The organism is Microbacterium sp. HMWF026, from assembly GCF_003061325.1.
In the GTDB taxonomy this organism is placed as follows: Bacteria; Actinomycetota; Actinomycetes; order Actinomycetales; family Microbacteriaceae; genus Microbacterium; species Microbacterium testaceum_E.
Genome location: NZ_QAJB01000263.1, coordinates 1 through 9,983 on the forward strand (window position 1 = coordinate 1; position 9,983 = coordinate 9,983).

Genomic DNA, 9,983 nt, shown 5'->3' on the forward strand with positions numbered 1-9,983 from the left:
GGGCCTGCGCCGTCCCCTCGTGCGAGCAGTCGTGGGCGAGCCACGCGTCGAGGGTGTCGAGCAGGGCGGACCCCTGGGCCGCGTCGTGGGTGCGCAGCGGCGTGAGCGCGCCGAGCGCGACCGTGCGGGCGGCCTCGGACCCGAGGGCGGCGAGCAGCCCCGCGCGCGCGGTGTCGGTGAAGTCGGCGACTCCGGGGGTCGAGAGGCGGTCTCGGGCGGTCCGCGCCTGGGTGAGGGCGTTCGAGAATCCGTCGTACGCGGTGGGGGCTGAGCATCCGACGACCAGCTCGAAGCGCTCGGCGATCTCGTCGAGCGGCGCGCGGGCGCCCGCTGGGACGACGAGCACGATCCCGTCGTCGCCGCGACCGAAGAACAGCTCGCCCCGCCCTTCCTGGGCGCGTACCTCGAGCCACTCGGTCAGCGCCGTCGAGCGGAGGGATGCCGGGGGAGTCAGCGCCACCACGACGGGCGCCGCGGGCAGGGGGCCGAACAGGTCGCGGCCCGCGCGGCGCGCGAGCGCGGGGTCGTCCGTGCACAGCGACTGGATCAGGCCCGCGCGGAAGGTGCCGATCGCCCGTCCGAGCCCGTCCTGCTGCTCGAGGGCGAGGGCCGCCATCGCGACGACCGCGGTCACGACGCTGCGGGCCTCGTGGTCGAGGTCGTCCGCGGCGATCGCGAGCGCGCCGCGCAGGTGTCCGCCGCGGCCGAGGGTCTGCAGCGTCACCGACACGCCCTCGGCACGCAGGGGCGAGGCCGCGCGCGTCCCGCGCCGGAGCATGGCGATCACCTCGCCGGTCACCGCCTCGACGGCGCCCGCCTCGAGGCCGCCTCGGGGGTATTCCGTGCGCAGCGCCCCGGCGGCGTCGAACAGCCCCACCCAGCAGCCGAGCTGGCGGGACAGCTCGGCGAGCGTGGCTGAGAGCCCGTCGGGGCGCAGAGCGGCGAGCGAGACGGCTCGCTGGGCGGCGAGAGACCAGCTGCGGCGGGCATAGGCGTCGGCGGCGATGGCCTCGGCGCCGGCCCGCGCCACCGCGATGAAGGGCGTGCGGTACGGGACCTCGAACAACGGCATCCCGCCCTCCAGGCAGGCTGTCGTCAGACCGGAGGGGATGCCGTCGCGCACGACCTCGGTGCCGAATCCGAGCGCGCGGACACCGCGGGCGAGCAGGCGACCCACGTAGGCGGGGTAGTCGGCCGCGTCGTCGAACTGCGTGCCGGTCGTCAGCAGGACCAGGCCCTCGCTGAGGAACGGCGTGGGGTCGATGAGGTCGCTGGAGTGCACCCAGCGCACGGGGCGGTCGATGCTCCCGGCGGGCAGGTCGGCCTCGTCGACGACGAGGCGCAGGCGCAGGTCGGAGCGCGCGAGAAGCGCGCGCAGACTCGGCGGGGCGACGGCGGCGTCGGCCATGGACACTCCTGTACGACTCGTATACGACGGCGCCTGCGACTGTACACGCAGGAGAGTGCGAGGCTCGCTGCGCCGTCCGTAGCATCGCGGCCATGAGCCTCGACACCCTCCCCCTCGTCGGCGGTCCGTCCCTCGCCCAGGAGCGCCGCCTCGTCACCGCCATCCCCGGTCCGCGCTCGCAGGAGCTGCTGGAGCGCAAGGCCGCCGCCGTGGCATCCGGCGTCGGTCACACCGTGCCCATTCAGGCCGTCGCCGCCGGTGGCGGGGTCGTCGTCGACGCCGACGGCAACTCGCTCATCGACCTGGGCTCGGGCATCGCCGTCACCAGCGTCGGCAACGCCCACCCCGCGGTCGTCAAGGCCGTGCAGGAGCAGGTCGCCGCGTTCACCCACACGTGCTTCATGGTCTCGCCGTACGAGTCGTACGTGTCGGTCGCCGAGGCGCTGAACCGCCTGACCCCGGGCGACCACGCCAAGAAGAGCGCGCTGTTCAACTCGGGTGCCGAGGCCGTCGAGAACGCCGTCAAGATCGCCCGCAAGTACACCAAGCGCCAGGCCGTCGTCGCGTTCGACCACGGCTACCACGGCCGCACCAACCTGACCATGGCGCTCACGGCCAAGAACATGCCGTACAAGAGCGGCTTCGGCCCGTTCGCGGCCGAGGTCTACCGCGCCCCGCTGTCGTACCCCTTCCGCGACGGTCTGACCGGACCCGAGGCCGCGGCCAAGGCGATCTCGGTCATCGAGAAGCAGGTCGGCGCCGAGAACCTCGCCGCCGTCATCATCGAGCCCATCCAGGGCGAGGGCGGCTTCATCGTCCCCGCCGACGGCTTCCTCAACGCGATCGTCGACTGGTGCCGTGACAACGGCGTCGTCTTCATCGCCGACGAGGTGCAGTCCGGCTTCGCCCGCACGGGTGCGATGTTCGCGAGCGAGCACTTCGGCATCGTCCCCGACCTCGTCACCACCGCCAAGGGCATCGCGGGCGGCCTTCCGCTCGCCGCCGTCACCGGTCGCGCCGAGATCATGGATGCCACCCACACCGGCGGTCTGGGCGGCACCTACGGCGGCAACCCGATCGCGTGCGCCGCGGCACTGGCATCCATCGACGCCTTCGAGAACGAGGGCTTCGTCGAGCGCGCCCGCGAGATCGGCGTCCTGCTGAAGGACCGCCTGCACGCGCTGCAGCAGAACGACCCGCGCATCGGCGACGTCCGCGGACACGGCGCGATGATCGCCGTCGAATTCGTCGACCCCACCACGGGCGCGCCCGACGCGGCTCTCACGTCGGCGGTGGCCAAGGGAGCGATCGCCGAGGGCGTCATCGTGCTCACGTGCGGCACGTACGGCAACGTCATCCGGTTCCTCCCTCCGCTGTCGATCGGCGACGAGCTGCTGACCGAGGGCCTCGACGTGGTCGCGGCCGCCCTCGCCCGCAGCTGACCGGCGTCCCGACGGCGGCGGAGGACCCGAAGAGCCCGCCGTCGTCGGGGCCACCCCCTTGAACGCGAACGCGAAAGAGAAAGCAGATCCCATGGACGAGATCACCCGCGACGTCGTCGTGATCGGTGCCGGCGCCGCCGGCCTCACCGCCGCGAACGACCTGCGAAAGGCCGGCCTCTCGGTCGTCGTGCTCGAGGCGCGCGACCGCGTCGGCGGGCGCCTGTGGACCGACGTCATCGACGGCGCCATGCTCGAGCTCGGCGGGCAGTGGGTTTCTCCCGACCAGACCGCGCTGATCGACACCGTCGCCGAGCTGGGGCTGTCGACCTACAGCCGCTACCGCGAGGGCGACAGCGTCTACGTCGGCGCCGACGGCCAGGCCAAGCGCTTCACCGGCGAGATGTTCCCCGTCGCGCCCGAGACCGAGAAGGTCATCGACGAGATCACGGCGAAGCTCGACGCGATGGTCGCCGAGATCGACCCCGACAAGCCGTGGGAGCACCCGCGCGCGGACGAGTGGGACAAGATCTCGTGGGACGCCTGGCTGCGTCAGCAGACCGATGACGACGAGGCCGTGCGAAATCTCGCCTTCGCGACCGGTTCGGCGATGCTCACCAAGCCGACGCACACCTTCTCGCTGCTGCAGTCGCTGCTGATGGCGGCATCCGCGGGCTCGTATTCGCACCTGGTGGATGCCGACTTCATCCTCGACAAGCGCGTCACCGGCGGGCTGCAGCAGGTGCCCGAGCTGCTCGCCGAGCGTCTCGGCGACGACGTGCTGCTCAACCAGCCCGTGCGCCGCATCATCTGGGGCGACGAGTCCGCCGCCGCCGAGCGATCGGTCGACGCGGGGACGGGGCGGCGGGTCGAGGATCTGCGCGCCCTGACCGCGCGTGTCGAGACGGCGAAGACGGCGTCGGCGGGCGTCACGGTCGTCGCCGACGGCGTGACGGTACGCGCGCGCTTCGCCATTCTGGCGCTCGCACCCGTTCTCTACTCGCGTATCTCGTTCGAGCCGCCGCTGCCGCGCCTGCAGCACCAGATGCACCAGCACATCTCGATGGGCTTCGTCATCAAGGTGCACGCCGTCTACGACACGCCGTTCTGGCGCGAGCAGGGCCTGTCCGGCACCGCGTTCAGCCCCTACGAGCTGTGCCACGAGGCCTACGACAACACCAACCACGGCGATGAGCGGGGCACGCTCGTCGGTTTCGTCTCGGACCAGAACGCCGACGACCTGTTCCGCCTGAGCGCTGAGGAGCGCAAGGCGCGCATCCTCGACTCCCTGGCGCGCTACTACGGTCCGCAGGCCAAGGACCCCGTCGTGTACTACGAGAGCGACTGGGGCACCGAGGAGTGGACGCGCGGCGCGTACGCCGCGAGCTTCGACCTCGGCGGTCTGCACCGTTACGGCGCCGATCAGCGTCAGCCCGTGGGGGCGATCCACCTCGCGTGCAGCGACATGGCCGGTGCGGGCTACCAGCACGTCGACGGGGCGATCCGTCAGGGTCACCGCGCCGCCGACGAGATCCTCGAGCGGACGCGCGGATGAGCGGCGACCGCGTCGTCGTCGGCTACACGGCGACCGACGCGGGCGCGGACGCCCTCGCGTTGGGCGCCCGCCTGGGCACGGCCCTCGGGACCTCGGTCCACGTGGTCGTCGTCCTGCCGTCGGCGCAGGGGAACGTCTCGATCCCCAGCGACGCCTCGTACGATCGGCTCGTCGAGGACACCGCCCGCGGGTGGTTGCGCGACGCCCTGGCGCCGTTCCCCGGCATCCGGGGTCACGTCCGCTACGCCGCCGACGTGTCCGACGGTCTCGTCGCCGCCGCCGAGGAATTCGGGGCGGCCGTCCTGGTCGTCGGCACCGGCGGGGGAGGCCCGCGGGGTCGTCACCGTCTCGGCACGACCGCCGAGGAGCTCGTGCACTCGGCTCCCGTTCCCGTCGCCCTCGCCCCGGAGGGGGCGCGCCACGTCGATCCGTCGGTGGGGCTGCCGCGCATCACCACCGCGATCGGCACCCGACCCGGCGCCGACGTCCTGCTCGACACCGCGGTGGCGACGGCGCAGCGCGCGCACGCTCCGCTGCGACTGCTGTCGCTCGCGGGCGTCGACCTTCCCGGTCGCGTCGATGCGGGCCTGACCCGCCTGACCGCTCAGGCGCACGCGCAGGACGTCCTCGACACCGTGCGCGGCTCGTTGCCCGCCGAGATCGAGGCCGAGGCGCTCGTGGGCGCCGGCAGCGACATCGAGGATGCCGTGTCGCGCATCGACTGGCTGCCCGGCGAGGTCGCGCTGGTCGGGTCGAGCCGGCTCGCGCAGCCGCGCCGACTGTTCCTCGGCTCCACCGCAGGGCGGATCCTCCGCGCCCTGCCCGTCCCCATGATCGTGGTGCCGCGCACCTCGGAGACCTCCTCATGACCTCATCTCGCAACGACGCGAGCCCCGCCCCGGGCCCCGACGCCGCCGTCACCACCGGCATCTCCAACAAGGGCCTGCGGGTCGGGTCGATCGGCATGGTCGGCGCCGTCGTCATCGGCATCTCGACCATCGCCCCCGCGTACACGCTCACCGGCGCCCTCGGGCCCACCGTGTCCGCGGTCGGGTTCCAGGTACCGGCCATCATCCTCGTCGGCTTCATCCCCATGCTCCTGGTCGCGCTCGGCTACCGGGAGCTGAATTCCCGGATGCCGGATGCCGGCACCTCGTTCACGTGGGCCGCGCGCGCCTTCGGGCCCTGGGTCGGGTGGATGGCCGGGTGGGGGCTGGTCGCGGCGACGGTGATCGTGCTGTCGAATCTCGCCGGGATCGCGGTGGACTTCCTGTTCCTGCTCATCGCCCAGATCACCGGCAACGCCGAGATCGCGGAGCTCACGCGGGTCGTGCCGATCAACATCGCGGTGTGCCTGCTGTTCATGCTGCTCGCCACGATCGTGTCCTACCGCGATCTGCAGACCACGCAGCGCCTGCAGTACGGGCTGGTCGGCTTCCAGATCCTCGTGCTCCTGGTGTTCGCGGGCGCGGCGGTCGTCGAGATGATGAACGGCAACGCCTTCGATCCGAGCCCGGTGCAGGCGTCGTGGTTCAACCCGTTCGAGGTCGATTCCTTCAGCGCCTTCGCCGCCGGCCTGTCGCTGTCGATCTTCATCTTCTGGGGATGGGACGTCATCCTCACCATGAACGAAGAGACCAAGGACCCCGACCGCACCCCCGGTCGCGCGGCGACCGTCACCGTGTTCCTCATCGTGGCGCTGTACCTGCTGATCGCGGTCGCGCTGCTGATGTTCGCCGGCAACGGCACGGGCGAGCTGGGCCTGGGCAACGAGGACATCCAGGAGAACGTCTTCTTCCACCTCTCCGGACCGATCCTCGGCCCGTTGGCGTTCCTCGTCTCGCTCGCGGTGCTCACCAGCTCGGCGTCGTCACTGCAGGCCACGTTCGTGGGGCCCGCCCGCACGCTCCTCGCGATGGCGCACTACGACGCCCTGCCGCGGACGTTCGCGAAGGTCAGCCCGCGGTTCTTCACCCCCGGGTACGCCACGATCGTGTCCGCGATCGTCGCCTCCGCCTTCTACGCGATCATGCGCGTGCTGAGCGAGAACGTCCTGACCGACACCATCACGGCCCTGGGCGCGATGATCTGCTTCTACTACGGCCTGACCGCCTTCGCGTGCGTCTGGTACTTCCGCAAGCAGTGGTTCGACTCGGCGCGCAACGTCTTCCTGACGCTGCTGGCCCCGCTCGTGGGCGGTGTCATCCTGGCCGTGCTGTTCGTGACCACCCTCATCGACAGCGCGGATCCCTCGTACGGCTCCGGTTCCGAGATCGGCGGTGTGGGGCTGGTCTTCGTCATCACGGTCGTCATCATCGTGGTCGGCGTCGTCCTGATGATCGCGCAGCGTGTGAAGAGCCCGGCGTTCTTCCGCGGTGAGACCCTGGGACGCGAGGCGCCCGCCAGCGCCCGCCGTCGCCGCACGTCCTGACAACGAAACGAAAAGGAGCACCATGAGCGACTACGCCGTCGTCAACCCCGCCACCGGTGAGACCCTCGCCGAGTACGACACGCTCACCGATGCCGGAGTGCAGGATGCCATCGCCTCCGCCCACGACGCGTACCGCGCCTGGTCGCGCACCGCACCCGCCGACCGCGCCGCGGCGCTGCGCCGTGTTGCCGAGCTGCACCGTGAGCGCCGTGACGAGCTCGCCGCGATCATCGTGCGCGAGATGGGCAAGCCGCTCGCCGCGGCCGAGGGCGAGGTCGACTTCGCCGCCGACATCACCGAGTACTACGCCGACAACATCGACAAGATCACCGGCGACACCCCGCTCGACATCCTGGCCGAGGGATCCGCGGTGATCCGCCGCTCGCCCCTGGGCGTGCTGCTGGGCATCATGCCGTGGAACTTCCCCTACTACCAGGTGGCTCGCTTCGCCGCGCCGAACCTGGCGGTGGGCAACACGATCCTCCTCAAGCACGCGCCCCAGTGCCCCGAGTCCGCCGAGGCGCTGCAGGCGATCTACCGCGACGCCGGTCTGCCCGAGGGTGCCTACGTCAACATCCGTGCGACCAACGACCAGGCGGCGACCATCATCGCCGACCCGCGCGTGCAGGGCGTGTCGGTGACGGGTTCCGAGCGCGCCGGGTCGGCCGTCGCCGCCCTCGCCGGCCAGCACCTGAAGAAGGTCGCCCTCGAGCTCGGTGGATCCGACCCGTTCATCCTGCTCTCCACCGACGACCTGGATGCCGCCGTGCAGGCCGCCGTGGATGCCCGCCTCGACAACAACGGCCAGTCGTGCAATGCGGCCAAGCGCTTCATCGTCGCCGACGACCTGTACGACGGCTTCCTCGCGAAGTTCACCGCAGCGCTCGGTGAGGCGAAGGTGGGAGACCCGTTCGCCGATGACACCGTGCTCGGACCCCTGTCGTCCCTGGCCGCCGCCGAGCGCCTCGACGAGCAGGTCCAGCGCGCCGTCGCCCAGGGGGCGACGGTCGAGGTGGGCGGTCAGCGCGACGGCGCCTTCTACCCCGGCACCGTGCTGACCGGGGTGACGAAGGACATGGACGCCTACGGCGAGGAGTTCTTCGGCCCCGTCGGTACCGTCTACCGCGTGTCGAGCGAGGAGGAGGCGATCGAGATCGCCAACGGCACCGGCTACGGCCTGGGCTCGTACGTCTTCACCACGGATGCCGAGCAGGCCCAGCGCATCGCCGACCGCATCGAGGCCGGCATGGTGTACGTCAACGTCGTGCTCGCCGACTCGCCCGAGCTGCCGTTCGGCGGGGTCAAGCGCAGCGGCACCTCGCGCGAGATGGGCCTTCTGGCGGCGGACGAGTTCGTCAACAAGAAGCTCATCCGCTCGGCCTGATCAGTGTCGCGTCCCCCGGCCGGTTCGCCTCGCCGGGGGACATGACATAGACTGGGACATGCAGTCGAAATCTGCATTCTTTCGCTGTGCCCCCCGGGTACGCGGCATCCCTCCCCGAGAGATTCCAGGCGAGAGCGTGCGGGTCTCGCTTCCCGGATCCCTCGGGATCTTAGGGCGGTAGCTCAATTGGCAGAGCAGCGGTCTCCAAAACCGCAGGTTGCAGGTTCGATTCCTGTCCGCCCTGCGCACAGCGCACGCTGGCACAGACACAGACCTAGGTGGTTCGATGACGCAGGACGAGGCGCAGGGCGAGATCGTCGCCGAGCGCGGCGCGCCCCGCGAGAAGAAGCTGAACTTCTTCGCGCGGATCGCCCTCTTCATTCGTCAGGTCTTCGCGGAACTGCGCAAGGTCGTCACCCCGACGCGGCAGGAGCTGTTCAAGTTCACCGCCGTCGTCCTCGGGTTCGTCGTCGTCATGATGGCGATCGTCTACGGCCTCGACGTGCTGTTCGTGTGGATCACCACCGCCGTCTTCGGCGTCCCCGGTACCGCCGGCGCCTGACCGGCGTCTGGGCGGACGCGCGGCGCCAAGAGCGGCCGCCTCTGAACGGAAGAGATCACAGTGTCTGAAAGATATGTCGACGACGCCGATTGGGCGACGGCAGCCGAGCAGTCCAGCGAGGACGACGAAGCCCAAGAGGGCAACGTGCTCCAGTCGCAGGAGCGCGCCTCCGACTCGGCCGAGCACTCGGCCGTCCACATCGTCGACGACGAGACCGACGCCGATGACGCCGACCTGAGCGACATCGACATCACCGACCCGGAGGCGGACGCGATCGTGAACGACGCTCTCGAGATCGACGAGACCAGCGAGGCCGAGGCCGCCGCAGAGGTGCTGAACGACTCCCTCGCCGAGGAGCAGGCCGAAGAGGCCGCAGAGGCTGCCGACGAGGTCACCCCCTACGACGGACCCGACGTCAACGGCGAGCCCGACGAGCCCGTCCTCGATGAGGACTTCGTCGACGAGGTCTCGGCCGCGGCATCCGTCGTCGACGAGGTCGAGTCCGATGAGTCGCCCGCCGATGCGCCCACCGACGTCGACGCGGCCGACGACGAAGACCTCGACCCCTACGACGCGTTCCGCGCGGAGCTCCGCTCGCTTCCGGGCAAGTGGTACGTCATCCACTCCTACGCCGGTTTCGAGCGCAAGGTGAAGGCCAACATCGAGCAGCGCAAGTCGACGCTCGAGGTCGAGGACGACATCTACCAGGTCGAGGTCCCCATGGAGGACGTCGTCGAGATCAAGAACGGCCAGCGCAAGATGGTCAACCGTGTGCGCATCCCCGGCTACGTGCTGGTGCGCATGGACCTCAACGAAGACACCTGGTCGGTCGTCCGTCACACCCCCGGTGTCACCGGCTTCGTGGGCAACGCCCACAACCCCACGCCGCTGCGCTTCGAAGAGGCCTTCAACATGCTGAAGAGCCTCGTCGAGGTCAAGGAGTCCGCTCCCGCCAAGGCCGGAGCCGCCAAGGGCGCCCCGACCGCTCAGCGTGTCATCCCGGCCGAGGTCGACTTCGAGGCCGGCGAGACGATCACGATCAAGGAGGGCTCGTTCGCGGGTCTGCCCGGCACGATCAGCGAGATCAAGCCCGAGAGCGGAAAGCTCACGGTTCTGGTGTCGCTCTTCGAGCGCGAGACCCCCGTCGAGCTGTCGTTCGACCAGGTCACCAAGATGGTCTGACGCCCCGCGCGTCCCCGCGAAC

The 9,983-nt window shown here is 70.6% G+C and carries 8 protein-coding genes and 1 tRNA gene; 8 read left to right on the plus strand and 1 reads right to left on the minus strand.

Going from position 1 to position 9,983, the window contains the following annotated elements:
* Window positions 1–1,408, minus strand: a 1,408-nt coding sequence (locus DBR36_RS10315; protein ID WP_108319109.1) for a PucR family transcriptional regulator, incomplete at its 3' end; no start/stop codon positions are given.
* 92 nt (window positions 1,409–1,500) lie between these two features.
* Between DBR36_RS10315 and gabT the strand changes: the two genes are divergently transcribed.
* From gabT to nusG, 8 genes are all read left to right on the plus strand, one after another.
* Entirely contained in the window at window positions 1,501–2,850 is a 1,350-nt protein-coding gene (gabT, locus tag DBR36_RS10320) for a 4-aminobutyrate--2-oxoglutarate transaminase (RefSeq protein WP_181373555.1), read from the plus strand.
* A gap of 91 nt (window positions 2,851–2,941) precedes the next feature.
* Window positions 2,942–4,402, plus strand: coding sequence for an NAD(P)/FAD-dependent oxidoreductase (locus DBR36_RS10325; RefSeq protein ID WP_108319113.1), 1,461 nt, complete (start codon window positions 2,942–2,944; stop codon window positions 4,400–4,402).
* Window positions 4,399–5,271: a universal stress protein gene (locus tag DBR36_RS10330; RefSeq protein ID WP_108319115.1), complete on the plus strand. Its 873-nt coding sequence runs from the start codon at window positions 4,399–4,401 to the stop codon at window positions 5,269–5,271. The genes DBR36_RS10325 and DBR36_RS10330 overlap by 4 nt, the downstream gene beginning before the upstream one ends.
* Entirely contained in the window at window positions 5,268–6,833 is a 1,566-nt protein-coding gene (locus DBR36_RS10335) for an APC family permease (RefSeq protein WP_108319117.1), read from the plus strand. Before DBR36_RS10330 ends, DBR36_RS10335 begins: the two co-directional genes overlap by 4 nt.
* 22 nt (window positions 6,834–6,855) lie before the next feature.
* A complete protein-coding gene (locus DBR36_RS10340; protein ID WP_108319119.1) occupies window positions 6,856–8,217 on the plus strand; it encodes an NAD-dependent succinate-semialdehyde dehydrogenase in 1,362 nt (453 codons plus the stop codon).
* Window positions 8,218–8,388: 171 nt separating this feature from the next.
* Window positions 8,389–8,461: transfer RNA gene (locus tag DBR36_RS10345), tRNA-Trp, on the plus strand.
* A gap of 42 nt (window positions 8,462–8,503) precedes the next feature.
* Window positions 8,504–8,779, plus strand: coding sequence for a preprotein translocase subunit SecE (gene secE, locus DBR36_RS10350; RefSeq protein ID WP_108319121.1), 276 nt, complete (start codon window positions 8,504–8,506; stop codon window positions 8,777–8,779).
* A gap of 60 nt (window positions 8,780–8,839) precedes the next feature.
* Window positions 8,840–9,961, plus strand: a complete 1,122-nt coding sequence (gene nusG, locus DBR36_RS10355; protein ID WP_108319123.1) for a transcription termination/antitermination protein NusG — start codon at window positions 8,840–8,842, stop codon at window positions 9,959–9,961.
* The last annotated feature ends 22 nt before the right edge of the window (window positions 9,962–9,983 follow it).